21 protein-coding genes are annotated in these 25,936 nt (G+C 63.5%); 14 read left to right on the top strand and 7 right to left on the bottom strand.

What is annotated here, in order from left to right; translation table 11 throughout:
* Positions 1-108: 108 nt before the first annotated feature.
* Complete coding sequence (locus DSC91_RS10845) at positions 109-807, bottom strand: winged helix-turn-helix domain-containing protein (protein WP_115778123.1); 699 nt, start codon at positions 805-807, stop codon at positions 109-111.
* A gap of 406 nt (positions 808-1,213) precedes the next feature.
* Positions 1,214-3,523 carry an outer membrane protein assembly factor BamA gene (gene bamA / locus DSC91_RS10840; protein WP_175172007.1) on the bottom strand — a complete coding sequence of 770 codons (2,310 nt, stop codon included), beginning with the start codon at positions 3,521-3,523 and terminating at the stop codon, positions 1,214-1,216.
* A gap of 335 nt (positions 3,524-3,858) precedes the next feature.
* On the opposite strand from bamA, the gene DSC91_RS10835 reads away from it, so the two are divergent.
* The 3 genes from DSC91_RS10835 (at position 3,859) to DSC91_RS10825 (ending at position 6,861) form a co-directional block, all read left to right on the top strand.
* Positions 3,859-4,038, top strand: a complete 180-nt coding sequence (locus DSC91_RS10835; RefSeq protein WP_115778122.1) for a hypothetical protein — start codon at positions 3,859-3,861, stop codon at positions 4,036-4,038.
* A complete protein-coding gene (locus DSC91_RS10830; protein ID WP_115778121.1) occupies positions 4,031-4,429 on the top strand; it encodes a hypothetical protein in 399 nt (132 codons plus the stop codon). Before DSC91_RS10835 ends, DSC91_RS10830 begins: the two co-directional genes overlap by 8 nt.
* Before the next feature lie 146 nt (positions 4,430-4,575).
* Complete coding sequence (locus tag DSC91_RS10825) at positions 4,576-6,861, top strand: LPS-assembly protein LptD (protein ID WP_115778120.1); 2,286 nt, start codon at positions 4,576-4,578, stop codon at positions 6,859-6,861.
* 12 nt (positions 6,862-6,873) lie between these two features.
* Here the strand turns inward: DSC91_RS10825 and DSC91_RS10820 are convergent, their stop codons facing one another.
* The 4 genes from DSC91_RS10820 to DSC91_RS10805 form a co-directional block, all read right to left on the bottom strand.
* Positions 6,874-7,371, bottom strand: a complete 498-nt coding sequence (locus tag DSC91_RS10820) for an Lrp/AsnC family transcriptional regulator (RefSeq protein ID WP_115778119.1) — start codon at positions 7,369-7,371, stop codon at positions 6,874-6,876.
* Between the two features lie 53 nt (positions 7,372-7,424).
* Entirely contained in the window at positions 7,425-8,822 is a 1,398-nt protein-coding gene (locus tag DSC91_RS10815) for an aspartate aminotransferase family protein (RefSeq protein ID WP_115778118.1), read from the bottom strand.
* A gap of 183 nt (positions 8,823-9,005) precedes the next feature.
* Positions 9,006-9,932, bottom strand: coding sequence for a 2-hydroxyacid dehydrogenase (locus DSC91_RS10810; RefSeq protein ID WP_115778117.1), 927 nt, complete (start codon positions 9,930-9,932; stop codon positions 9,006-9,008).
* A 6-nt stretch (positions 9,933-9,938) separates the two neighbouring features.
* Positions 9,939-10,838 carry a GNAT family N-acetyltransferase gene (locus DSC91_RS10805; RefSeq protein ID WP_115778116.1) on the bottom strand — a complete coding sequence of 300 codons (900 nt, stop codon included), beginning with the start codon at positions 10,836-10,838 and terminating at the stop codon, positions 9,939-9,941.
* Between the two features lie 279 nt (positions 10,839-11,117).
* On the opposite strand from DSC91_RS10805, the gene DSC91_RS10800 reads away from it, so the two are divergent.
* The 11 genes from DSC91_RS10800 (at position 11,118) to DSC91_RS10750 (ending at position 23,783) form a co-directional block, all read left to right on the top strand.
* Complete coding sequence (locus DSC91_RS10800) at positions 11,118-12,644, top strand: aldehyde dehydrogenase family protein (protein ID WP_115778115.1); 1,527 nt, start codon at positions 11,118-11,120, stop codon at positions 12,642-12,644.
* Positions 12,645-12,989: 345 nt separating this feature from the next.
* Positions 12,990-13,658: a haloacid dehalogenase type II gene (locus DSC91_RS10795; protein WP_115778114.1), complete on the top strand. Its 669-nt coding sequence runs from the start codon at positions 12,990-12,992 to the stop codon at positions 13,656-13,658.
* Between the two features lie 54 nt (positions 13,659-13,712).
* Positions 13,713-14,987 carry an NAD(P)/FAD-dependent oxidoreductase gene (locus DSC91_RS10790; protein WP_115778113.1) on the top strand — a complete coding sequence of 425 codons (1,275 nt, stop codon included), beginning with the start codon at positions 13,713-13,715 and terminating at the stop codon, positions 14,985-14,987.
* A 66-nt stretch (positions 14,988-15,053) separates the two neighbouring features.
* Positions 15,054-16,670, top strand: coding sequence for an ABC transporter substrate-binding protein (locus tag DSC91_RS10785; protein WP_115778112.1), 1,617 nt, complete (start codon positions 15,054-15,056; stop codon positions 16,668-16,670).
* A 126-nt stretch (positions 16,671-16,796) separates the two neighbouring features.
* Positions 16,797-17,750 (top strand): ABC transporter permease, encoded by a 954-nt coding sequence (locus tag DSC91_RS10780; protein WP_115778111.1) that lies wholly within the window; start codon positions 16,797-16,799, stop codon positions 17,748-17,750.
* Positions 17,747-18,703, top strand: coding sequence for an ABC transporter permease (locus tag DSC91_RS10775; protein WP_115778110.1), 957 nt, complete (start codon positions 17,747-17,749; stop codon positions 18,701-18,703). The genes DSC91_RS10780 and DSC91_RS10775 overlap by 4 nt, the downstream gene beginning before the upstream one ends.
* Positions 18,703-20,544, top strand: a complete 1,842-nt coding sequence (locus tag DSC91_RS10770) for an ABC transporter ATP-binding protein (protein WP_115778109.1) — start codon at positions 18,703-18,705, stop codon at positions 20,542-20,544. Before DSC91_RS10775 ends, DSC91_RS10770 begins: the two co-directional genes overlap by 1 nt.
* The gene (locus DSC91_RS10765) at positions 20,541-20,855 is read left to right on the top strand and encodes a (2Fe-2S)-binding protein (protein WP_115778108.1); all 315 of its coding nucleotides are present in this window, start codon (positions 20,541-20,543) and stop codon (positions 20,853-20,855) included. The genes DSC91_RS10770 and DSC91_RS10765 overlap by 4 nt, the downstream gene beginning before the upstream one ends.
* Complete coding sequence (locus DSC91_RS10760; protein WP_115778107.1) at positions 20,840-22,210, top strand: FAD/NAD(P)-dependent oxidoreductase; 1,371 nt, start codon at positions 20,840-20,842, stop codon at positions 22,208-22,210. Before DSC91_RS10765 ends, DSC91_RS10760 begins: the two co-directional genes overlap by 16 nt.
* Positions 22,207-23,376: an NAD(P)/FAD-dependent oxidoreductase gene (locus tag DSC91_RS10755; RefSeq protein WP_115778106.1), complete on the top strand. Its 1,170-nt coding sequence runs from the start codon at positions 22,207-22,209 to the stop codon at positions 23,374-23,376. Before DSC91_RS10760 ends, DSC91_RS10755 begins: the two co-directional genes overlap by 4 nt.
* Entirely contained in the window at positions 23,373-23,783 is a 411-nt protein-coding gene (locus tag DSC91_RS10750; protein WP_115778105.1) for a helix-turn-helix domain-containing protein, read from the top strand. The genes DSC91_RS10755 and DSC91_RS10750 overlap by 4 nt, the downstream gene beginning before the upstream one ends.
* Here DSC91_RS10750 and prpR read toward each other — a convergent pair.
* Positions 23,740-25,716, bottom strand: coding sequence for a propionate catabolism operon regulatory protein PrpR (prpR, locus tag DSC91_RS10745; RefSeq protein ID WP_115778104.1), 1,977 nt, complete (start codon positions 25,714-25,716; stop codon positions 23,740-23,742). The two genes, DSC91_RS10750 and prpR, sit on opposite strands and share 44 nt — an antisense overlap.
* Positions 25,717-25,936 lie beyond the last annotated feature (220 nt).

The following is a 25,936-nucleotide window of genomic DNA, read 5'->3' as shown; positions in this document are numbered from 1 at the left end:
TGCAGCGTGCAATGCCGCTCGCTTTCTCCCGCGCCCGGGCAAGGGTAGCTAAGGGTAGCTAAGGGTAGCTAAGGGCGACTGAGGGCGACTGAGGGTGATCAAGGCTGGCTACTCGAGCGACGGTACGAACATATAGCCTCGTCCGCGCAAGGTTTGAATAAACCTGGGATTGGACGGATCGTCCTCTATCACGCCGCGCAAGCGGCAGACCGCAACATCCAGACTGGCCTTCTGGCTCTCCGCTCTTCCTAGCTGACTGTTGACCATCGAGCGCGTCAGGATTCGCATCGGGTTGCTGGCGAACAGCTTGAGCAAGGCAAACTCACCGGAGCGCAGCGAGATTTCGCAGCCGTCCTTGAGCAGACGCCGCGTAGCGAAGTCTATCTGATAGCTGCCGAACACGACCTTCTCACGAATTTCCGGCGCGTCGCAAAGCGACCGGTTGCAGCGTTGCACGGCACGCTTGATCCTGGCGGTCAGTTCGTATGGATCGACGGGGTCGACGACATAGTCATCCGCACCCAACTCGAAGGCGACGATTTTGTCGACGACCTCGTCGGAGGTGCTCTGTACGAAGATGGGCATGTCGTAGCCCGCTAACCGCAGTTGCCGGAGCGCTTCTCGCGCCTCGCTCATCGGCGACTCCGCACGCAACAGAATCGCTGACGGACACTCCAGTTCCACCCGGCTGACAAGCTGAGCCGCGCTGTACAGCACTGAGAGCGCGATCTGATTCTTGTGAAGGTGAAAGCGCAACTGGTCCCGGACGGCTTGATCCGGTTCGACTACAAGAAGGCTGATCGTCATAAATCTGCGTTAGCTCCCAACCGGAATCGACGGTTGCAATCCGTGCGATGGTCACGTTCAACCCATTCATCCATTTACGGCTTCGGTACGACCTGTCGAACTCAAAAAAAGCGGACCGGACAGGGCCGCTCTGATGATGAGCGAATGATAGGTATCAATGTCGGAGCAAGAATGGTGAAATTGAGGAGACTTTGTGAAATTGGAGCAGGAGGACGGAGATGCGGTGCGTTGAAGGGGCTGCGAACCGGCTCATGCCGGTTGGGCGCCCTGGCGCGACTGAAAGCGCGATTGAGAGGGAGATTAAGAGGGCGACTGAGAGGGCGACTAAGAGCGCGACTGAATGAAGCAGGCGATGCCCGCGGTCCTCATGCCGTGACCGCGGGTGTGGGTGACCAGAACGATGCGATCAGAACGATGTGCCGATCTGAAACTGGAATTTCTGGTACTTGTCGGTGGAGTGTTTGATAAGCGGGAAGCCAAGCGACAGCTTGAGTGGGCCAATCGGTGAAATCCACTCGAGACCCGCGCCGTAGCTGTACCGCAAGCCGTTGGCGCCCGTACTGTTGCCTTCGTTGCCCCAGACGTTGCCCGCGTCCATGAACGTGAAGATGCGCAGTGTCCGGTCCCAGCCGCTGCCCGGCAACGGAAACGTCATCTCGACATTGGCCACGACCATGCGCGAGCCGCCGATCGGATCGCCGGTCGTCTTGTCGGTCGGGCCGAGCGAACCCGATTCGTAGCCGCGTACCGAGCCGATACCGCCCGCGTAGTAATTCTTGAAGATCGGATAGGCCTTTCCGGCAAAGCCGTTGCCGTAGCCGCCCTGAAGATTCAGGCCGAGAATGAAGCCGCGCGAGAAGGAATAGTAATACTGCGCCTGAACGTCCGCCTTGTAGTACTCGGTGTTGCCGGCCGGCGTGCCCACTTCACCATTGGCTTGCACGAAGTAGCCCCGGCTAGGCACCAACGCACTGTCGCGATTGTCCCGGGCCCAGCCCGCCGTGAGCGGCACGTTGTTCACCACGCTGCCGAATTCGGCTACGTAGTCCTTGTAGCTCTGCGGCGTGGAAGAATCGATGGAGAGCCGGTTCTGTTCGAGGCCGGCGCCGAAGTAAACGGTGTCGGCTTCGGAGAAGGGAATGCCGAACTTCAGGTCCGCGCCGACCGTGATGATCCGGAAACTCGTGTCGGTATAGTAGTAAAGGGGATAGGAGGTTCGGTAGTAGACGTCGGTGATCCGCTTGATGCCGTCCACCGTGAAGTACGGATCGGTTTGCGTCAGCGTCAGCGTGCGATAGGTCTTCGCGGTGTTCACGTTCAAGGCGAGGCTGGTGCCCGAACCGAACACGTTGTCCTGCGAAATCCCGGCCGACAACACCACCTTGTCCGTGGACGAAAAGCCCGCGCCCAAGGTAATCGCGCCAGTCGGTTTTTCGCTCACCTTGACGTCCACGTCGACCTGGTCCTGCGAGCCTTCCACCGGCACCGTGGTGACGTCGACATCGGTGAAGTAGCCGAGACGGTTGACCCGGTCCTTCGACAGCGCGAGGCGATTCGAATCGAACCACGAGCTTTCGAGCTGGCGCATTTCGCGGCGCACCACCTCGTCGCGCGTGCGCGTGTTGCCGACCACGTTGATGTGACGCACGTACACGCGGCGGCTCGGATCCACTTGCAGCGTCAGGTCGACCTTGTGGTGTTGCTGATCGATCTGCGGCTGCGCGTTGACGGTGGCGAACGCATAGCCGTATTCGCCGAGTTTGTCGACGATCGCCTTGGTGGTGGCTTGCAGTTTTTCCGCGGAGAAACGCTCGCCCGGTTTGATATTGAGCAGCTTCGTCAGCTCGGCTTCGCGATCGAGCAGGTTGCCCGCGAGCTTGATCGACGAAACCGTGTACGGCTCGCCCTCATGCAGCGCGACCGTGAGGTACATCTCCTTCTTGTCCGGCGTGAGCGATACCTGGGTCGACTCGATGTTGAACTCCAGATAGCCGCGGTTCAGATAGTACGAGCGAATGCGTTCCAGGTCCCCGGTCAGCTTGTCTTTCGCGTACAGGTCGTTCTTCGTGTACCACGAGAACCAGTTCGGCGTGGACATCTGCATTTCGTCGCGCAACGTGTCCGTGCTGAAAACGTCGTTGCCGATGAAGTTGATCTGGCGGATTTTCGCGCTCGGGCCTTCCACGACGGAAAACAGCACCGCGACCCGGTTGCGGTCAATCGGCGTGATCGTGGTGGTGACTTCGGCGGCATAGTAGCCGCGCGTCAGGTATTGGCGCTTCAGCTCCTGCTCGGATCGATCGACCAGCGCCTTGTCGTAGTAACGGCCTTGCGAGAGTCCGACCGCACTGAGCGCTTTCGTCAGGTTTTCCTTGTCGAACTCGTGAATGCCGGCGAAGTCGATCGTGCCGACCGCCGGACGCTCCTGAACGTGAACGATGACGACATTGCCTTCTGTCGAGATGTTGACGTCGTTAAAGAAGCCCGTGGCGTATAGCGCGCGGATGGCTTCGGAAGCCTTATCGTCGCTAAACGTGGCGCCCTGCTTGATGGGCAGGTAGGCGAACACGGTGCCGGGTTCGACGCGCTTCAATCCCTCGATCCGGATGTCTTGCACCACGAACGGCTGCGCGGCGTGGGCAGAACCGCTGGTCAGCGCGACACCGGCGAGCGAGAGTGCGCCGGCGATGCGGCTCGTTAAAACTTGAAGTTTCATCTTGGGTTTTCAGTCCTGATGCAGCGCGCGGAGCGCAGATGAGAGCGCTCGAAGGCAAGCGACGCATTCGAAACGACGTTCCATGGCTCTGGAAAGCGCGAAGTATAGGGACGCGTCTCTCGCCGATCGTTACGGAAAACTTTCCAACCATTCAGGCAGTTAACGTGCGCAGCGTGCGGATGCACGGGCAGACGCCGATTGGCGGGCGAGTGTCGAAATAATGCGTTACAGACGCAAAAGAAGCGTAGTCCGCGCGTAACCTGGCGGCGCCCTTGCACTGCTATCGTCAAATTGTCGATTCCGCTACCTGCGTAACGCGATCTGGAGAAGTGCTCATGATTGAATTTTTTTCCCCGGCGGTTCTTGCGGCTGTCTTGCGCGTCAGTTCCTCACCGATCTTTTCAGTCCATCTGGCGATGGCGTCGACGCGCGCGCTGCGCGCCGTGCCCAGCAGCAGGGCGAGCGGGGCGGCAGGCCGCGCCGAGCTTACGCCGGAGGGCACACGTCATGTCTGATCCGTCGACCTTCATGCTGAATTCGATCACCGACATGCAATTGACGGCGGACGGTCAATATCTGCTGATCCACGGCAATCAGCCCACGGCGGCAATCCACCGTTCGGTGCTCAACGATCTGCTGGTGGCGCTGCCGAACGCCATCGAGCACGCCGACCGCGTGATTCATAACAATCAGGACATGGGCTTCGCATTGCATTGCCAGGGCTGGGAAGTCGGCCGATTGAACGGCATGGAGATGGTGGTCATCCGGTTTCGTCTATCGGGCAGCGCGGGGCTGTCGTTTTCATTGCCGGCCGAGCAGATTCCGTATCTGCAGCAGGCGCTGAGCGGCGCTGCGGGCGCGGCAGGCGCAGCCGGCCTTCGCTCTCACGACGCCACACTCCAATAGCGCCGCGTGCATTCGCCGCTGTTCATCCTGACGCAAGTCAGGGTCTCCGTTCGCCTTGATGCGCCTGACTTCCTTTCCGATTCTTATCTGTTTTGATACTACGCGGTGTATTTCGACGCCTACGCTTAAGGCCTCTCGTTTCTTTCATGCTGGGTACGGCGGGATGCGTGCCGCTCGCCGGATATGCGCAACTAGTCGGCGCGTCTGCGATTCCTGAACCGCTCGACGGCGTCTGGGGTCTGCGGCTCGATCCGCAACTGACCGAGCAACCCTTGCGGCCGGGCGATAAACCCGTCACCGCGGCCATCGCCGATTCGGTGACCACGACCGCCGACACGGACGTTTCGCTGAAGGGGCACGCGCAACTGCGGCGTTACGCGTCGATCGTCAAAGGCGATGCGCTGCACTACGACGTCGATACCGACAAGGCCGACGCCTACGGACAGGTGCGGCTGGTCGACAACGGCAATGTGTTCGATGGACCGGACGCGCATTTCTACGTCGAAGCGAATGAAGGCTATATCAGCGTACCGAAGTACCGGTTTCATCTGACGGGCGGGTGGGGAAGCGCTCAACGCGCGGACCTGGTCGACAACGAGCGCACGGTCGTTCATCACGGTACGTACAGCACGTGTCAATGCGAGTCGGAGCCCGCGTGGTATCTGAAGGCATCCGAATTCGATATCGACACCGGCAACGACGAAGGGATTGCGCACAACGGCGTGCTCTTCTTTCAGGGCGTGCCGCTGCTGGCGAGTCCGTGGCTGTCGTTTCCATTGTCCGGCGCGCGGCGCAGTGGCCTCCTGCCGCCCACGTTCTCGATCAGTTCGACCAACGGCATCGACGTCGCGTTGCCGTACTACTTCAACCTCGCGCCGAACTACGATCTCACCCTGACGCCTCGCATCATGTCGAAGCGAGGCGAAATGTTGACGGCGGACTATCGCTATCTGCAACCGAACGATTCGGGAACGATCTCGCTCGCATGGTTGCCCCATGATGCGATCACCAAAACCGACCGCTACTCGATTGCGCTGAAGCAGAACTGGAATTTCGGCTCGGGCTTCGGTGCTTACGTCAACTACAACCGGGTGTCGGACTCGACGGTGGTGACCGATCTCGCGTCGGGCGTCGCGTTTCCGACGGGGTCCACCACGCTGTATCAGCAGGAAGCGGGCTTGACTTACTCGGACGGGCCGTGGAGCGTGCTGGCGCGCGAGCAGCGTTGGCAGGCCTTCACAAGCGACTCGACCTATAACCGCGAACCGCAGGTCAATGTCAAATACGCGCGCTATAACGTGGGAGGCTTCGACTTCGGCGCCGAAACGGACGCGACGCGCTTCACGATTTCGTCAGCGGATGCGACGCAAGGCAGCCGCTTCGTTTTCAACCCTTACGTCAGCTATCCGATCGAGCGTCCCGGCTGGTTTATCACGCCGAAGCTCGCCTGGCATTTCGCTGCCTACGACCTGACGACGATCGGATCGGATGCGCCCGCCGGGCAGCCCAAGACGTTCGACGTCAACGTGCCGACCTTCACGCTCGATTCGGGCCTGCGCTTTGAGCGAAGCGTGCGGCTCTTCGGGCAGTCGTACATCCAGACGCTCGAACCGCGGCTGTTCTATGTGTACACGCCTTACCGCAATCAGTCGTACGCGCCACTGTTCGATACGGCGACGGCCGATTTCGGGCTGGCGGAGCTGTTCATGCCCAACAGCTTTGTCGGCAATGACCGGGTGTCCGACGCCAACCGCGTTACGGCGGCACTGACGACGCGTTTCATCGATGCCGCGAGCGGCGACGAGCGATCGCGTTTCGTCCTTGCGGAGCAGTACGATTTCCGCACGCCCCGCGTGACCCTCAACACCGACGACGCAGTCGGCACCGTTGCGCGCACGGCCGTGATTGCCGGTGCGTCGTACAAGCTGGGCGCGGGTTTTTCAGCGGAACAGGCGGTGGAGTACAGTCAGGCCAACCACTATCTGACGAATGCGGAAGCCGGCTTTGGCTGGTCGCCGGCTTCACGGCAGGTGTTGAACGTCGCGTATCGCTACACGCGCGCCAACAGCACGCTCGACTATCAACCGGTCAATCAGTTCATCGTCTCCGAGCAATGGCCGCTCATGCGCAACGTTGTCAGTGTCGCGCGTGTCAACTACGACATGAGCGCCCATCGGCTGATCGCGGGCCTGCTGGGACTTCAATACGACGCGGATTGCTGGTCGCTTGGCGTGGCGTTCGAGAAATACACCAACGCCACCAGCTCGACCACGTCGCCCAGCACCGGCACGCGCGTGTTGATGCAACTTCAGCTCAAAGGCTTTTCGCAGGTCGATAACGGTCTGCTCAATCAGTTTCGCGCGAATGTGCCGGGTTATACACCGGCGACAACGGAAACCGAACCGACATCCCGGTTTAGCGATTATCCGTAACAGGCTGCTGTGCTAGCTGTGATTCTGCGAGAACAGCGTTTCGAGCGGATAGTGACTCTTCACGAACGGCGACTTGATGATGACGTAGCTGAAGTACTTCTCGATGCCGATATCGCGTTCGAGCAGTCCCTCGATGATGCTTTGGTAGTGGCTCACGCTGCGCGTGACGAACTTCAGCAGGTAGTCATAGCCGCCGCTCGCCAGATGGCACTCGACGATCTCGTCGACGTCCTTGATCGCGTTCACGAACTTGATGAAGTCTTCCCGCCGATGATCGGCAAGCGTGACTTCGGTAAACACGATCTGGACGTCGCCGAGCTTTTCGAGCTGGATCTGCGCGCCGTAACCGATGATGTAGCCGGCCTTCTCCAGGCGCTTGACCCGGATCAGGCAAGGACTGGGCGACAAGCCGACCGCGTCGGCAAGCTCGACGTTGGTTATGCGGCCTTTCTTCTGCAACTGGGAAAGTATGCGCAGGTCAATTCGGTCTAGCTTGCTGTCGCTGCTCATCGTAACGTTATCGCTCCGGCGATGGGTGAAAGGGTCTGGAACAGTCCTCTACTCTAGCACGCAGCGGCATGAATCTTGACCTTCAGCGCGGCCCGGACATCGGCTTGCGCCAGAACGTCGTCGAGGGTTTTTTCGAGGCGTTCGAACATCAGATCGAACTCGGCCTCGGTGTACGACAGCGCCGGTGCAAAGCCGAGAATATTGTCGCCGAAGGCGCGGAAGATCAGGCGGTTTTCATACGCCGCAGCTGCGATCCGCTCGGACAGTTTCAGCGATGGATCGAAACCGGCCTTGGTGTCTTTGTCCGAGACCAGTTCGAGCGCGCCGAGCAGGCCGCGATGGCGCGAGTCGCCCACCAGCGGATGCGCGAGCAAAGCGTCGAGGCCGCGGGCGAAACGCGGGCCGCGCGCCACGCCGTTCGCGAGCAGGCCGCCTTCGTGGTACAGGCGCAGCACTTCGAGACCGATCGCCGCGCTGACCGGATGCGCCGAATACGTATGGCCGTGGCCGACGATCGCCTCGGCGTCGCCGTCGGCGATACCCTGGTAGATTTCGTCAGACATCAGCACGGCGCCCATCGGCGCATAGCCGGCGGTCAACCCCTTCGCCACCGTCATCAGGTCCGGTTCGACGTTTTCGCCCTGGCACGCGAACAACGGACCCGTGCGTCCGAAACCGGTGATGACTTCATCGGCGACGAACAGAATGCCGAGCTTGCGGCAGCTTTCGCGCATTGCTTTCAACCAGCCGACCGGCGGCACGACTACGCCGCCCGAGCCCTGGATCGGTTCGCAGAAGAAGGCCGCGACGTTGTCCGCGCCGAGTTCGGCCACCTTCGCTTCGAGCGCGGCCACCGAGGCGGCGATCAAGGCGGCGTCGCTGGCGAAATCGTTGCGGTACGCGTACGGCGACGGCAGATGATGCTGGGTCGGCAGCGGCAGATCGAAATTGCGGTGAAACGCGGGCAGCGCGGTGAGCCCCGCGCCCATCGTCGAGGAGCCGTGGTAGCCGCGTTGCAGCGCGATGATGTGCTTCTTCGACGGCCGCCCGGTCGCGTTGAAGTAGTGCGTGATGAAACGGATGGCCGAATCGACGGCATCGGACCCGCCGAGCGTGAAATACACGTGTTGCAGCGAAGCGGGCGATACCTCCACCAGCTTTTGCGCCAGTTCGATCGCCGGAGCCGAGCCGAAATGGAAATAGCTGGTCGCGTAGGGCAGTTTCTTCATCTGCTCAGTGGCGACGTCGACAATGCTTTGCTGGCCGTAGCCCACATTGACGCACCAGAGGCCGGAGAAGGCGTCGAGCAGCTCGTTGCCGGCCGCGTCGCGCAGGAACGCGCCACTGGCGGACTCGAGCACGGTGACGCCGCGGGCTTCGTGCTGACGGTAGTTGATGACGGGGTGAATCAGATGCTTGCGGTCGGCTTCGATGAGCGAATGAATCGGCATGATGGTTTCTCGTCGCGGGGAAGGGCTGTTGACCGTTCCATACTACTGACCCAGGGCGATCGCCTGCTCACCTAAACAATTGTCCGAAAAGCGCGTCCGACGCGTTTTGATGCGCGGCCTCAGCATTTTCTGCTGCGGACGCTGAAAAGCCGCGCCGGATGGGCGCTCCATTGCGCGCCACTTTCAATATCCCTGCGCCCGGTCAACTTGGCCGAGCATCGGCAGGCCTTCGCGATGGCGGCGCAGATTCTCGAGCACCACGTCGACCGCGCTCTCGGGCCGCGTTGCGCTGGCGATATGGGGCGTGATGCGCACACGTGGGTGCGTCCACAACGGATGACCGGCGGGCAGCGGCTCGGGATCGGTGACGTCGAGAATAGCGTTGTGCAACTGGCCGCTGTCCAGGGCCGCGAGCAGATCGGGCTGATTCAGATGCGGACCGCGTCCCGTTTGAATCAGCGACGCGCCGCGCGGCAGCTTCGCGAACAGATCGGCATCGAGCAGGCCGCGTGTGGCGGGCGTGAGCGGCAACAGGCAGATCAGGATGTCGGTGCGGGCAAGAAACGCATCCAGCCCGCCTTCACCCGCATAGCAATCGACGCCCTCGATCTCGCGCGGCGAACGGCTCCACCCCGCGCAGGCAAAGCCGAAGAGCCGCAGCTTTTCCAGCACGGCGGTGCCCAGCACGCCGAGCCCCAGCACGCCGATGCGGCGTGCGCTGGCCGGCTTGGCGGGCACTTCGCGCCAGACCTGCTGCTGTTGCTGGAGACCATAGTCGAACAGATCGCGATGGATCGTCAGCACGGCTTGCGTGACGTACTCGATCATCCCTTCAATAATGCCCGGCTCGATCATCCGCACGACCGGGATATGGGCTGGCACGCCTGACAGGTCGAACTGGTCGATGCCCGCGCCGACCGAGAACACGATCTCGAGGTTCGGGAAGGTGCGGGTGGGGTCCTCCGGCGGCTGCCAGGCGGCGAGGTAGCGGATCGCGGCCGGGTCGCCGAGATCGGGCCAGACGTGGAACGGCAGGTTCGGTGCTTTCTGCGCGAAGAGTTTGGCCCATTGCGCGCCGCGCGCCGGGTCGGCTTTATAAAGGAAGGCCATGATGGATCAGCAGATCGCCTGATTGATGATGCCGTATTGCAGATAGGGCGCGTTCTTGCCGGCGGCGCCACGGGTGCCGGCATTGCCTGAAGCCGCAAGGTCGGCGGGCGCCGCATGCCGAACCATTTTGACGACCGTATCCACGCGCGGCAGCCCCAACTGTTCCAGCCATTCGGTCAGCCCGCTCTCTCCCGGCGTATCGATGCGCACGAACACGCCTTCGTTCAGCGCGAGCCAGTGGCTGATCAGCGCTTTGGCGCGGCTCGAATCCTCCGACTCGGGCGCGACCACCGGTCCGATCGCAAAGCCCCGGCCGAAGCGGCGAAACAGGGCAAAGCCGACCAGTTCGCCGTCGCGGTCGAGGGCGATGCCGTCGGCGGCGCTCAATAGTGCCGGCAAGACTTCTCCTCGGTCCAGGCCGCTTGCCTGCGAGGCCAGTTCGACCAGCCGCGCCGTATCGCTCGAACCGAGCGGGCGCAGGCGTTCGCCGGGCGGCAACGAAACCAGGGGCGGCTGGAAGGCGGCGCCCTGATGCTGATCGAGCGTGCCGACCGCGCGAAAGCCGAGCTTTTCATACAAAGGCTGGCCGGCGGTGGTGGCGTGCAAAAACGTGACCCGGCCGCCGAGTTCTTCCAGCACCAGCTCCATCAGTTTCCTGCCGATGCCGCGCCCCTGCTGCTCGGGGGAGACGATCACCATTCCCAGCGAGGCGCGGTCGGCGCCGTATTTCCAGCACAACGCCGTGCCGATCACGCCGCTCGCATCTTCCGCGACGAAACCCACGCCCAGCAGCGCCACGAATCTCCAGTCGTCCGCGCGATGCGGCCATTTGAGCTCGACCGTCAGCGCGTGCGCGGCGGCGATGTCGTCGTGGGTAAAGCGTCTGTAGGTAATCGAATCGGACACGCCGTACTCCCTGGATGGCTGAAGGCTTACGCCGTCACTTTGTCATCCGGTGCGCGATGTGACTAGGACGATCTTTTTATCCGGGCCGCCGGAAAGGGCCGCATCGAAAATCGATGCAAAACGCCGCGTTTCACCGCGTATTACAAGCGTGTTCTGCTGCGCGGGGATTTTTGTCGGCGATATATGCCGCGCCTGCGGCTCTACGATTTTGTCATGGCGGCGGCGTGGCGAGGATACGTCGCCCGGGATTATCAGCCAGTCACACAGGAAACCTTTCTCATGGACAGCTTCAATCCGGACGACGTCGCGATTCGCAGCGGGCATTTCATCGGCGGCGAGTATGTCGACGCGAGCGAGCGCGGCGGTGAACATGGCGGCCAGCACGGCGGCGAGCGTCGCATCGAGGTGGCGCGCCCTTCTGACGGCGTGATCTACGCCTCCGTTCCGCTGGCCGGCGCCGGGATGGTGGACCGCGCGGTGGAGAACGCCTGGCAGGCTTTCAGAACAAGCGGCTGGGCGCGCATGGCGCCGCGTGAGCGAGCGAAGATCCTGCGCCGTTTTGCCGAGCTGGTCGAAGCCGACGCGCCGTACCTGGGCCGTCTGGAAGCGCTCGGTTCGACGCGACCGATTGCTCAGGCGATTGGCTGGGACGTGCCGTTCACCGCCGAAGGCATCCGCTTCTATGCCGAGTTCGCCGACAAGCTGGGTGGCGACGTGGCCGCGACCGATCACGACCACCTCGGCATGACGATCGCCGAGCCGTACGGCGTGATCGGGGCCATCGCGCCATGGAATTTCCCGCTGGTGATGGCGTCGTGGAAGATCGCGCCCGCTCTGGCGGCGGGCAACGCCGTCGTGCTGAAGCCATCGGAGATGACGCCGTTCTCGGCGTTGCGGCTCGCCGAGCTGGCCGTTCAGGCGGGCGTGCCGGCCGGCATCTTCAACGTGATTCAGGGCGACGGCCGTGTCACCGGCGACGAGCTGGTGCGCCATCCGAAGATCAGCAAGGTGACCTTCACCGGTTCCACACGCACGGGCGCCGCGATCATGGCGGCCTGCGCCAACAGCGGCACCAAGCCGGTCACGCTCGAACTGGGCGGCAAGAGCCCGCAAATCGTGTTCGCCGACGCCCCGCGTCTCGACGACGTGGCGCGGCGGATCGCCGGCGCCATCACCGGCAATGCGGGCCAGGTGTGCGTGGCGGGCTCGCGGCTGCTGGTCGAGCGAAGCCTGGCGGAGCCGCTTGCCGAGCGCATCGGCAAGGTCTTCGCCGAGTTGAAACCCGGTGCGACGTGGGCTGCCGGCACTACGCTGTCGCCGATCATCTCGGCGCCACAGGCGGCGCGCATCGAAGGGATCGTGGGACGCACGCTGGAGGCGGGCGCGACGCTGCGCTTCGGCGGCGTGCGGGCGGATAGCGGGGCGGCCGGTGCATCGAGTGGCGCGTTCTATACCCCCACCTTGCTCACGGACGTCACCGCCCACTCCGAAGCCGTGCGCGAAGAAGTGTTCGGCCCCGTGCTGACGCTGCAGACCTTCGATACCGAAGAAGAAGCGCTCGCGCTCGCCCAGCATCCCGAGTATGGCCTTGCGGCCGGCGTGCATACCGCGGACCTCGGCCGGGCGCTGCGCTTCGTGCGCGGCCTCGAAGCGGGCACGGTCTGGGTCAACCGCTACGGCCGCACCTCCGATTTCATGATCCCTACCGGCGGCTACAAGCGCTCCGGCATCGGCAAGGACCTCGGCCGCCAGGCTTACGAAGCGAACCTGCGCTTCAAGAGCGTGCTGATCGACCTGCGGCCTTGATGGTAGCAAGGCTTCCTAAGCAGAAACCCGTACACGGCTCGATGGGTTTGGGCTTCACCGGCCCGCCAGCGAACCGCTCAGCACGAATCCGGCAACGCCAATACGGACGGGGCTTCCAGCCCGTCCACCGCAGACTGTGCTGCGCAGCGGCCTCAAAACGCATGGTTTGTGTCATCCGTGGCGCCCGAATCAGGAACATCTATGTTTTTGCGCTGATTAAATCTTTTACAGGAATGAGCTATCCCTGTCGGGCGGAGTGAGTGGAAAGCACTGACTCCGGTCCCATGCAACGCTGTTTTCGCCACTGAACTCAATGTGGGTTCACCACCACGATAGGACTGCACCATGATCGATTTCGAACCGAAGTACATCACCTTCGACTGCTACGGCACGCTCACCAAATTTCGCATGGCTGACATGACCCGCGAAATGTTCGGCCACGTGCTGCAAGGCGACGACCTGGAGAAGCTCGTTGCGTTCTACGCGGGCTATCGTCGCGACGAAGTGCTCGGCGCATGGAAGCCGTATCGCGACGTGGTGGTCAACGCGTTGCGCCGCGCATGCAAGCGCATGAACGTCGCGTTCGACGAGCAGGAAGCCGAGAAGATCTATCTGGCGGTGCCGACCTGGGGTCCGCATCCGGATGTGCCGGAAGGCGTCTCGCGTCTGGCGAAGAAGTACAAGCTGGTGATTCTGTCGAACGCGTCGAACAACCAGATCCAGAGCAACGTCGACAAGCTCGGCGCGCCGTTCCACGCAGTCTTCACCGCCGAGCAGGCGCAGTCGTACAAGCCGCGCATGCAAGGTTTCGAATACATGTTCGACCAGCTGAACTGCAATCCGGAAGACGTGCTGCACGTGTCGTCGAGCCTGCGCTACGACCTGATGACCGCACACGACATGGGCATCAAGCACAAGGCCTTCGTCAAGCGCGGCCACGAACCGTCGACGCCGTACTACCAGTACTACGAAGTCAACGACATTCCGCATCTGGCCGCGGAACTCGGCCTGTAAGCGTCGTTTGCCTATTGTTCGCCTCGCTTATTGCCTATCTCAAGGACAGACCGGATGAAGCTCGATTCCTATTGGCTCGACACCGCGCCGCCGTTCGTTTCGGCGTGTGAAGGTCCGGTCGAGGGCCAGGCCGATGTCGTCGTGATCGGCGGCGGCTTCACCGGGTTGTCGGCGGCGCAGGCGTTGGGCAAGCGCGGCGCCTCGGTGACGGTGCTCGACGCGGGGCGCATCGGCGGCGGCGCGTCCGGGCGCAACGGCGGTCAGGTCAATACCGGCGTCGCGCAGGACTTCGTCGCGCTGGTCGCGCAACTCGGCGTGGAGCGGGCCAGTGCCTGCTACCGCGCGTTTTCGGATGCGGTCGACACGGTCGAGCGTCTGATTCGCGAGGAAAACATCGATTGCAATTACAGCGCGACCGGCAAGCTCAAGCTGGCGTCGAAACCGCATCACCTGGCGCATCTGGAGAAGACGGCGGCGTTGATCCGGCGCGAAGTCGATACGGATATCGAACTGATCGGACGTGAACAGATTCGCAGCGAAATCCAGTCGGACAGTTTTTACGGCGGATTGCTGCAACGGCACGGCGGCCAGATGCACATGGGCAAGTTCACGGTTGGACTCGCCGATGCCGCGGTTCGCCGCGGCGCGAAGCTCTATGAAAACGCGGCGGTTAGCGCGATCGCGAAGGACGGCAGCGGCTTCAAGGTCACCACGGCACGCGGCGAAGTGCGCGCGAAGCAGGTGCTGATCGCCACCGGCCCGTCCCGGCATGGTCCGTTCGGCTGGTATCGGCGGCGGCTTGCGCCGGTCGGTTCGTTCATCGTCGTGACGGAACCGCTCTCGCCGGAACTGCTGGCACAGGTGTTTCCGAACCGCCGCGCGTACACCACCACGCGGTTGATGCACAACTACTTCCGCGTGACGCCCGATTCGCGGTTGCTGTTTGGCGGCCGTGCGCGCTTCACGGCGTCCGAGCGGCCCTCCGATGCGAAGAGCGGCAGGATTCTGCAGCAAGGGCTCGCCACGATGTTCCCGATGCTGGCCGATGCCCGCATCGACTATTGCTGGGGCGGCCTCGTGGACATGACCGCGGACCGCCTGCCGCATGCCGGTCAGCACGACGGGATTTACTTCTCGCTGGGTTACAGCGGCCACGGCACGCAGATGTCGACGCACATGGGCCAGGTGATGGCCGACGTGATGGACGGCCACGAAGAGCGCAACCCGTGGCGCGAGTCCGAATGGCCCGCGATTCCAGGCCACACCGGCAAACCCTGGTTCCTCCCGCTGGTGGGGACGTATTACCGCATCAAAGACATTTTCTATTGATTCTTCACTGTTGCACTTGCCATTAAAACCACGCAGCTATCCCTGTCACCCTCGCGGAGAAGTTCGATGAATAAGGAAACCTCACAACATGACGCTTTTCAACTCGGCACCGAGCTGGAGCGGTTGACGTCAAAAGGCGCGTCGCGGCGCGGCGTGTTGCGCGCGATGGCCGCGGCCGGGATGATGTCGGTGACGGGCGCCGGTCTTCTGACGGCGAGCGGCGCGGCATTGGCGCAAGCGAAGCCGAAGCAGGGCGGCAAGATCCGCGTGGCGACGCAGTCCGCTTCGGCCTCCGACACGCTCGACCCGGCAAAGGGCGCGCTCGGGACCGACTACGTGCGCGGCTTCATGTTCTACAACTGCCTGACCGAACTCGATTCGCATCTCGGCGCGAAGATGGCGCTCGCCACCTCGCTGGATACGAAGGATGCGACGGTGTGGGTCGCCAAGCTGCGCACCGGCGTGCAGTTCCACGACGGCAAGCCGTTCACGCCGGCGGACGTCGTGTATTCGATCATGCGCCATAAGGATCCGGCAACGGCGTCGAAAGCGAAGACGCTGGCCGATCAGATCAAGGAAGTGAAGGCGACGGGCCCGAACGAAGTGACGATCACGCTGGAAGGTCCGAACGCCGATCTGCCGGTGATTCTCGCAACCTCGCATTTCCAGATCATCAAGGACGGCACCAAGGACTTCAAAACGGCGGTCGGCACCGGCCCGTTCAAGCTCAAGGAGTTCTCGCCGGGCGTGCGTACCGTCGGCGTGAAGAACGCGAATTACTGGAAGCCGGGCCTGCCGCACCTGGACGAAGTCGAACTGATCGGTATCGGCGACGAATCGGCGCGCGTGAACGCGCTGCTCTCGGGCGACGTGCAACTGATCAATGCGGTGAGCCCGCGCTCGACCGCCCAGATCAAGAGCGCCGGCGGTTTCGGCGTGCTGGAGACGAAGACGGGCGAGTACACCGACCTGATTGTTCGCGACGAAGGCGGCATTACCGCCAACGACGATTTTCGGCGAGGCATGATGTATCTGCAGGATCGCGAGCAGATGCGCCGCGCGATCTTCCAGGGGTACGGCGCGATCGGCAACGACCAGCCGATCGATCCGACCAACAAGTACTACCTGGCCGATTTGCCGCAACGCGCCTTCGATCCGGACAAGGCGAAGTTCCATTTCCAGAAGGCCAAGGTGGGTAGCGCGCCGATCCAGATCTTCGCTTCGCCGGCGGCCGAAGGGTCGGTTGAAATGGCGATGTTCCTGCAGCAGGTGGCGCCGCAAGCCGGTCTGAATCTTCAGGTGTCGCGCGTGCCGTCCGACGGCTACTGGTCGAACCACTGGATGAAGCATCCGCTGGGTTTCGGCAATATCAACGCGCGTCCGAGCGCCGACGTGATCTTCACGCAGTTCTTCAAGTCGGACGCACCGTGGAACGAAGCGAACTGGAAGAGCCCGAAATTCGACCAGATGCTGGTTGCGGCACGCGGCGAACCGGACGATGCGAAGCGCAAGAAGATTTACGGCGATATGCAGGTGCTGGTGCATGAAAACGGCGGCGTCGGCATTCCGCTGTTCCAGAGCGCGCTCGATGCCTACACGTCGAAACTCAAGGGCCTCGGCTCGATTCCGCTGGCCGGGCTGATGGGCTTCATGTTCGCGGAAAACGTCTGGCTGGACGCGTGAGCGGCGCTGCCTGACGCGCAGTAACGAAGGAAGGGTTTCCAGTCCGACGAACTGGACAGTTGGCCCCGGCAACACGCACGCCGCTTATCGAGCGGCGTGCGGCTTCAACCTGAGAGGCGAAATTCGATGAAAGCACACGCGCAACGACTCATCGCCGCGCGCCTTGGCCTCGCGCTGCTTACGCTGCTGCTGGTCTCGGCGGTCGTGTTCGCCATCACCGGGCTGCTTCCCGGCGATGCCGCTCAACAGGCGCTCGGCCAGGCGGCAACGCCGGAAGCCGTCGCGGCATTGCGGCATCAGTTCGGGCTCGACCAGCCGGCGCTGCAACGCTACTTCGAGTGGCTCTTTCATATTCTCAGCGGCAACTTCGGCACCTCGCTGTCGAACAATCTGCCCGTCAGCGAGTTGATCGCCACGCGCCTGCCGAACTCGCTGGTGCTGGCCGGTCTGACAGCGCTGGTCTCGGTGCCCGTGGCCTTGCTGATCGGTATTTCGTCGGCGATGTTCCGCGGTTCGCTGCTCGACCGCACGCTCAACGTGCTCACGCTTTCGACGGTCGCCGTGCCGGAGTTTCTGATCGCCACCATCGCGGTGCTGATCTTCGCCGTCAAACTGCGCTGGTTGCCCGCGCTGTCGTATCTCTCGGAGGTCCATTCGTTCGGCGCGCTGCTGCGCATCTACGCGATGCCGGTGATGACGCTGTGCTGCGTGATCGTCGCGCAGATGGCGCGCATGACGCGCGCCGCGGTGCTCGATCAGCTCAATTCGTCGTACGTCGAAATGGCGGTGTTGAAAGGGGCCTCGCCCGCCCGCGTGGTGCTGCGGCATGTGTTGCCCAACACTGTCGGGCCGATTGCCAATGCGGTGGCGTTGAGCCTGTCGTATCTGTTCGGCGGCGTGGTGATCGTGGAATCGATCTTCAACTATCCCGGCCTCGCCAGTCTGATGGTCGATGCCGTCACCAACCGCGATATGCCGCTCGTGCAGGGCTGCGTGATGGTGTTCTGCGCGGCGTATCTCGGGCTGGTGCTGATCGCCGACCTGTGTCAAATCGTATCCAACCCGAGGCTGCGTCGATGATGAGCCAACCTACCAATCCTCACGTTCCTCATGTTCCCCACGCCGGCACTGAGCTGTACGACCTGGACCTTGGCGAACCCGTAATCGAAACGCCGGTCGTCGAATCGGCCGCGCTCAGGCAAGGTGTGTTGAAGCGGCTGGTTCACCGCTTCTCCGTACTCGGCCTGATTGGTCTCGTGCTGGTGGCGTTCTGGCTGATCGTCGCGTTCATTGGACCGCTGGTCGCACCGTACAAAGGCGGCACGCTGACCTCGACGGAGATTTTCGGCACCTATAGCGCGGCGTATCCGCTCGGCACCGACTATCTCGGCCGCGATATGTTGAGCCGGATTCTCTACGGCGCGCGCTACACGGTCGGCCTCGCGCTGGCGGCCGCGGTGCTCGCCAGTTTGATCGGCACGTTCTTCGGTTTGCTCGCGGCGGTGTCCGGACGCTGGGTCGATGAAATCCTGAGCCGCCTGTTCGACGCGCTGATTTCGATTCCGAGCAAAGTGCTCGCGCTCGTGGTGATCGCCGCGTTCGGTTCGTCGATCCCGATGTTGACGACCGTCGCCGCTTTGGCCTATATCCCCGGCGCATTCCGTATTTCGCGCTCGCTCGCGGTGAACCTGATGGGCCTGGAGTACGTGCAGGTAGCGAGAGCGCGCGGCGAAGGCATCTTCTATATCGCACGCGTCGAAGTGCTGCCGAACATGATTCATCCGATGCTCGCCGATTTCGGTTTGCGCTTTGTGTTCATCGTGCTGCTGCTGAGCGGGCTGAGTTTCCTCGGCCTTGGCGTGCAGCCGCCGAATGCGGACTGGGGGTCGCTCGTGCGGGAGAACATCGGCGGTTTGTCCGAGGGCGCGCCTGCCGTGTTGATGCCGGCCGTTGCGATTGCGACGCTGACCATCGGCATGAATCTGCTGATCGACAATTTGCGGCGTCGCGGCCGTAGCCATGGAGGTGCGTGATGGCCGAGCGGGACATGATTGAAGTGAAGGGCCTGCGGGTCGTCGCGGGTGCGGCGCCGGGGCCGGTGACGGAGATCGTCAAGGGCGTCGATTTCTCGGTGAAGAAGGGCGAGGTGCTGGCGCTGATCGGCGAGTCCGGGTCGGGCAAGACGACCATCGCGTTGTCGCTGCTCGGTTATGCACGGGCGGGATGTTCGATCAGCAGCGGCTCGGTGCGTGTCGGCGACGTGGATGTGCTGTCGCTCGATGCCAAGGGCCGTCGCGCCTTGCGTTCGCGAACCGTGGCTTACGTCGCGCAGAGCGCCTCGGCGGGTTTCAATCCGGCGCGCACGATCATGGATCAGGTGACCGAGCCGGCCTTGCTGCATCACCTGATGACGAAAGACGCGGCGCGCACGAAAGCGATCGGCCTGTTCCGTTCGCTGGCGCTGCCCGCGCCGGAGAGCATCGGCGAGCGTTATCCGCATCAGGTATCGGGCGGCCAGTTGCAGCGCTTGATGGCCGCGATGGCGTTGATCACCGATCCCGCTGTGGTGGTGTTCGACGAACCGACCACCGCGCTCGATGTCACCACGCAGATCGAAGTGCTCGCGGCCTTCAAGAAAGTGATCCGCGAACTCGGCACGACCGCCGTGTACGTGTCGCACGACCTGGCGGTGGTCGCGCAGATGGCGGATCGCATCGTCGTGCTGAATGGCGGCGCGGTGAAGGAGAACGGCGTGGTCGCGCAAGTGCTCGATGCACCCGTGGATGCTTATACGCGTCAACTGCTCGCCGCCACGCGGCGTCCTGAGGTGGAGCTGGCAACGCCGCAGCTCGGCAAACACATTCCGCCGCTGCTCGAAATTCGCAGCCTGGCGGCCGGTTACGGACGTATCGATCGCTTCGGCTCGCCCGCCGTGCGCGTGCTCGACGACGTCAGCCTGTCGATCCCGCGCGGCAGCACGCTCGGGGTGATCGGCGAATCCGGCTCGGGCAAGACGACGCTCGCGCGGGTGGTGGCCGGTCTCGTCGACCGCGCGAGCGGCGAGGTGTTGTTCGACGGCAAGCCGTTGCCCGCACAACTGTCGCGCCGCACGCCGGAGCAGTACCGGCAGATCCAGATCGTGTTCCAGAACGCCGACACGGCGCTGAACCCGAGTCATTCGATCGCCGATATCCTTGGCCGTCCGCTTGCGTTTTATCACCATCTGAGCGGCTCGGCCGCGAAGAAACGCATGCTGGAACTGCTCGATCTGGTGAAGCTGCCGGCCTCGATCGCCACGCGCACGCCTGCCGGACTTTCCGGCGGCCAGAAGCAGCGCGTGAATCTGGCGCGCGCGCTGGCCGCCAACCCGGCGTTGATTCTTTGCGACGAAGTGACCTCCGCGCTCGATACGGTGGTCGGCGCGGCGATTCTCGACCTGCTGGCCGAATTGCGCCGCGAACTCGGCGTGTCGTACATGTTCATCAGCCACGACATCTCGACCGTGCGTGCCATCTGCGACGAAGTGATCGTGCTGTATGCGGGGCATCGCGTGGAAGCCGGGCAGCGCGACGTGCTCGCGGCGCCGCCGTATCACCCGTACACGGGCTTGCTGGTCGATTCGGTGCCCGCGCTGAAGCCGGGCTGGCTCGACGCGCGCCGCGCCGTCGGTTGTGCCGAGTTGCCGGCGATGGGCGAGAGCGCCGACATGCCCGAGTTGTGCTCGTTCCGCGCACGCTGCCCGGTGCGCATCGACGGGAAGTGCAATATGACGCCGCCGTCCTTGAAGAAACTGCCTTCGGGCGCGGAGATTCTTTGCCATCATCCGGCGGCTGAACTGAATCGTCTGCAGACCGCGGAGGCGACCCCGGCATGAACGGACGATTTGTGCGGCTCGCGGAAACGGGCCGCAAGACCTTTCCGATTACCGTCGACGGCGTTGTGCGCGAGGCGGCCGAGGGCGACACGCTGATGGTCGCCTTGCTGACCGGCGTGAGCACTTTGCGCGACTCCGAATTCGGCGATGGCCGCCGTGCCGGTTTCTGCTTGATGGGCGCGTGCCAGGATTGCTGGGTCTGGACGGCGCAAGGCGAACGCGTGCGGGCATGCAGTACGCCCGCGGCGCCGGGCATGTCCATCGTCACGAAGCTGGCCGAAGCCGGGGAGGGCGTATGGCCCCGCGTGTAGTGATCATCGGTACCGGGCCGGCGGGCGTGCGCGCCGCGCAGGCGTTGGTCGAAGCGGGGTTGCGGCCGACGGTCATCGACGAAGGACGGCGTGACGGCGGCCAGATCTATCGGCGGCAACCGGAAGGCTTTTCGCGCAGCTACGAAACGCTGTACGGCACCGAGGCGGAGCGCGCCGCGTCGCTGCATCAAAGCTTCGATGCGCTGAAGAGCAAGATCGATTATCTGCCGGAGACGCTGGTCTGGAATATCTCGCCGGGTGCCGTGCATCTGGCAAGCGGCACGCGCTACCAGACGCTGACGTTCGATTCGCTGATCGTTTGCAGCGGCGCGACCGACCGGCTGATGCCGGTCAAGGGCTGGCACCAGGCCGGCACGTATAGCCTGGGCGGCGCGCAGGTCGCGCTGAAATCGCAGGGCTGCGCGATCGGCTCGCGCATCGTGATGATGGGCAGCGGGCCGCTGCTGTATCTCGTGGCCGCGCAATACGTGAAGGCGGGCGCGCAGGTGGCGGCGGTGCTCGATACGTCGACGTTCAGGCAGCGTGTGGCCGCGCTGCCGCGTTTGCTGGCGATTCCCGCCGCGCTCCAGAAGGGCATTGCGTTGACGCGCGTGCTGGCAAAGGCGCGCGTGCCGGTTCATCGCGGCGTGCAGCCTTTGGAGATCAAAAGCTCGCCGCAAGACGGTGTGAGCGGCGTTGTGGTGGCTATGGCTGACGGCGAGCCTTTGGAGCTTGCCTGCGATGCCGTCGCGCTCGGGTACCACCTGCGTCCGGAGACGCAGCTCGCGGACCTCGCGGGCTGTCGCTTCCTGTTCGACGACACCACGCAGCAGTGGCTTCCGCAAATCGACGAAGATGGCCGTAGCAGCGTCAAGGGCGTCTACCTGGCGGGCGATGGCGCATGCGTGCGCGGTGCGGACGCAGCCGAACGGTCGGGCCGTCTCGCGGCCTTGGCGGCATTGCGCGATCACGGCGTGCAGGTCGAAGGCGTCGAGCGGTTGCGCGCCGAACTCGCGCGTTTCACACGCTTTGCCGCGGGCTTGCGTGAAGCCTTTCCGTGGCCCGCGAAATTCGCCGCCTCCTTGCCGGACGAAACGATTGTTTGCCGCTGTGAAGCGATCACGGCGGGCGAACTGCGCCGCGTCGTGCACGCGACCGGCGCGCAGGAGGCCAATCGCGCGAAGGCGTTTTCGCGCGTTGGCATGGGCCGCTGTCAAGGGCGCTATTGCGGCCACGCAGGCGCTGAAATCATCGCGGCGGCGGCTTGTGTGCCGTTGTCCTCGGTGGGACGGTTGCGCGGTCAGGCGCCGGTCAAACCGCTGCCCGTGGCGCTTGTCGAAGAGGTGGACGAATGAGCGCGACGACCCGCAACGAAGCCGATGTCATCGTGATCGGCGGCGGCATCATGGGAACGACGACCGCGTTTTTTCTGCGTCAACGTAAGCGTTCGGTGATCCTGCTCGAACGCGGACTCACGGGGCAGCAGGCGAGCGGCGTGAACTTCGGCGGCATTCGCCGGCAGGGGCGCGCGCTGCCGCAACTGGCCATGGCGAACCGCGCGTTGCGCACATGGCAACGCTCCACGGAACTGCTTGGCGAGGACATCGAGTTTCTGGCGTCGGGTCACACGCGCGTGTGCTACCACCAGAAGGACGTGGAGAATTTCGATCAATATGCGATCGACGCCCGTGCTTACGGTCTCGACCTCAACGTGCTGCACGGCGAGGCCATGTTCCAGCGTTTTCCGTTTCTCGGACGCGAGGTGCTGGCGGCATCGATTTCACCACTCGACGGTCACGCCAATCCGCGTCTCGCCGCGCCCGCGTTTGGCCGTGCGGCCGCGCGGCTCGGCGCCCAGGTGATCGAGAACACCGAGATCGTGCGTGTCGAAAAAGACGGTGAACGGTTTCGTGTGGAGAGCGCCCGCGGCGACGTGTATTGGGCCGCGCAACTCGTGATTTGCGCAGGCGCCTGGGCGAGCCGTCTCACCGAACAGTTCGGCGAACCCGTTCCGCTCGTCGCGAGCGGACCGCAGATGGCCGTGACCGAACCGGTGCCGTATGTGTTCAAGTCGTCGATGGGTGTGTTCACCTCGATCAAGGAAGAAAGCATCTATTTCCGCCAGATTCCGCGCGGCAATATCATTGTCGGCGGCGGTCCCGCTGGGCCGGCGGATGCCGTGACGTGCCGCGCATCGGTCCTGCCGCAGAACACCGTGCGGCAAGTCGCGCAGTTGCGGCGGCTCGTGCCGGCAATGGCGCCGCTGCATGTGATTCGCGTGTGGAGCGGCGTGGAAAGCTATCTGCCCGACGGTGAACCGGTGATCGGTCCGAGCAGCACGGTTGACGGTCTTTACTACGCGTTCGGTTTCTGCGGTTCGGGTTTCCAGATCGGTCCGGGTGTTGGCGAGACGCTGGCCGAGCTGGTCGGCACGGGTAGCACGGATATTCCTCTCGACGTGTTTTCCGTTACCCGGTTCGCGAAGCAAGCCGCGCCCCGCCCGACCATCGCGACGTCATGAAACAGACCCTCAGCCTCAATGCCGCCCGGGCGTTTATCGAAGCCCATTTCGACGAGCCGGTGACGCTCGCGCAGCTCGCCGCGCTGTCGGCGCTCAGCGTGTCGCGCTTCGCGACGGTGTTTCGTCAGCAGTACGGTTCGTCGCCGTATCGCTATCTGTGCGGGTTGCGGATTCAGCGGGCGCAGACCTTGTTGCTCGAAGGCGTGCCGGGATCGGTTGTCGCCACGGAGGTGGGATTCTTCGATCAAAGCCACTTCGGCCGGCATTTCAAGCGATGCTGCGGGATGACGCCCAGCATGTTCATCGCGCGCGCCGGCGCGAACGCGGCGAAGAATGCGGTGAAACACGGTGGCGGGGTTCAGGCTACTGCGCCGCGTTCAGCTTCCGCCATAACGTCGTCTTGCTGATGCCGAGCGCCCGGCAAACCGCATCGCGATCGCCGTCGCAGGCGGCGAGCGCGGCGCGGATTTCGTCTGCTTCCACGTGACGGCTGCGCTCGCGCAACGTTAGCGCCGCTTTTTTTGTGCGCGCGCTGGGTTGCTCGAAGATTTCAGGCGCGACGGCGCGCAGTACTTCGCGCGTAAAGACGGTTTCTGCTGCGCCGTTCGAGTCCGTGTGCACGTCCGCATCCGCGTCTGCCAGTTCCACCGCGATCCGTTCGATCACGTTCTGCAATTCCCGCACGTTGCCCGGCCACGTGTAGCGCTTCAATGGCTCATTGAGATTGGCGAGGACGCGCTTTGCCGCATCCGCATCGGGCAGGCGAGCCGCCAGTCTCGGCTCGCGCGACGCCGCCTGCAGCAGCAGTTCGACCGCGAGCGGCAGCAGATCGTTGGGCCGCTCGCGCAGCGGCGGCAGTGCGATGCTCAGAATGTTCAGCCGGTAGTACAGGTCCGCGCGGAAACTACCCGCCTCGATGCCCTCGGTCAACGTGCGATGCGTCGCTGCGACAACGCGGATGTCCACGCGTGTTGGTTCCGTCGAGCCAAGCCGCACGACCTCGCGTTCCTGCAGCACGCGCAATAGCCGGCTCTGCAACGACAGCGGCATCTCGGCGATTTCATCGAGAAACAGCGTGCCGCGATGCGCGACTTCGATCAGCCCCGCCTTGCCGCCTTTGCGTGCGCCGGTGAACGCGCCTTCCTCATAGCCGAACAATTCGCTTTCGAGCAACGCCTCCGGAAACGCGCCGCAATTCATGGCGACGAAGGCGAAGTCGCGCCGCGCGCTCAGCTGATGCATGCTCTGCGCGACCATCTCCTTGCCGGTGCCGCTTTCGCCGAGAATCAGCACGGTGGCGTCCGATTTGGCGTAGCGCTGCACGAGCGTGCGGACCCGTTGGATCGAATCGGATGCGCCGACGATATCGTCGAGCTTGTAACGTGCGCTGAACTGCTGCACACGCTGCCGTGAGCGCAACGTGCGGTCGAGCTTTTCGACCGCGCGTGATTCCTGAAACGTCAGCACGGTGCCCGCGGCCGAACTGCTGCTCGCCAGCGGCCCGCGATGCACGACATAGCTTGCGCCCCGCACCGTGCAGAACGCATCGCCGTCCGAGTCCGGCAAGCTGCCTGCGAGATCGGGTGCGAGGTCCAGCAAGGCGCGGCCTACGGCTTGCGCCGCGTCGATGCCGAGCACGTCGGCAAGCCGCTGGTTCATCGCTTCGACGTGCCCTTGCGAATCGAGCGCCACCACGCCGTCGCGCAGATGTTGCAGCAGATTGTCGAGCCGCTGACGGCGAACTGTTTCGCGGCGGGTGGCCTGCGCGACTTCGAGTGCGGTGTCGAACGCGGCGCGTACCGATGCCCGCGAGTACAGAAACACCGCGCCCATGCCCGCGTTCGCCGCGAGATCGGCGATGAGTCCCGGGCCGACCACGGCGTCGATGCCACGGTCGCGCAGATCGAGAACGACACTTTCCGCATCCTGCGCCGATTGATACGACGCAAATGTCACGTCGATGCCATACGCGGCGATGAAGCGCCGCACTTCGTCAGGCGTCTCGCCGTGCGTGACGAGCGCGACTCTCGCGCCGTCGCGCCGCGCTCGCGCGAGCGCGTGCATGACGTCGAAACCCGTCGGGCCGATCAGCACGACCGGTACGCTGACGCGTGTTTTCAGATACGCCCCGTTGGAGCCACCGGCAATCACGACATCCGGACGCCCGGCGCCGACCGCGTCGATCTCATGCACGGCGTCTTCGAAGCCACGCGCGACGATGCGCAAATCGGCGCGTTCGACGTACTCGCCGGCAATGTCGAAGAACAGATCGCGCAGGCGGCTGATGCTGACGGCCCAGATGCGGGGGCGCTGCGCGGGGTCGAAGGGAGGCGTGCTCACGGTGGGGCTCGTTGTCTGGCGAAGGGAGACGAAAAGTCCGCCTATTATGCGCCTTTCGTTTTCGAATTTGAAATCTGCGATTTCATTTGTGAAATCTTGAGGTGGTGTAGCCGGGAGACGATTTTTTGTTAAATCAGGTACTTAGCGGCGCGCGTCCTGCATGGCCCATTCTTTGCGTTATCAGCCTCCGTTTTTACCGGTTACCGCATTGAAACCCCGA

This window comes from Paraburkholderia caffeinilytica, from assembly GCF_003368325.1.
Lineage (GTDB): Bacteria > Pseudomonadota > Gammaproteobacteria > Burkholderiales > Burkholderiaceae > Paraburkholderia > Paraburkholderia caffeinilytica.
This window is presented reverse-complemented; position numbering and strand designations above follow the sequence as displayed.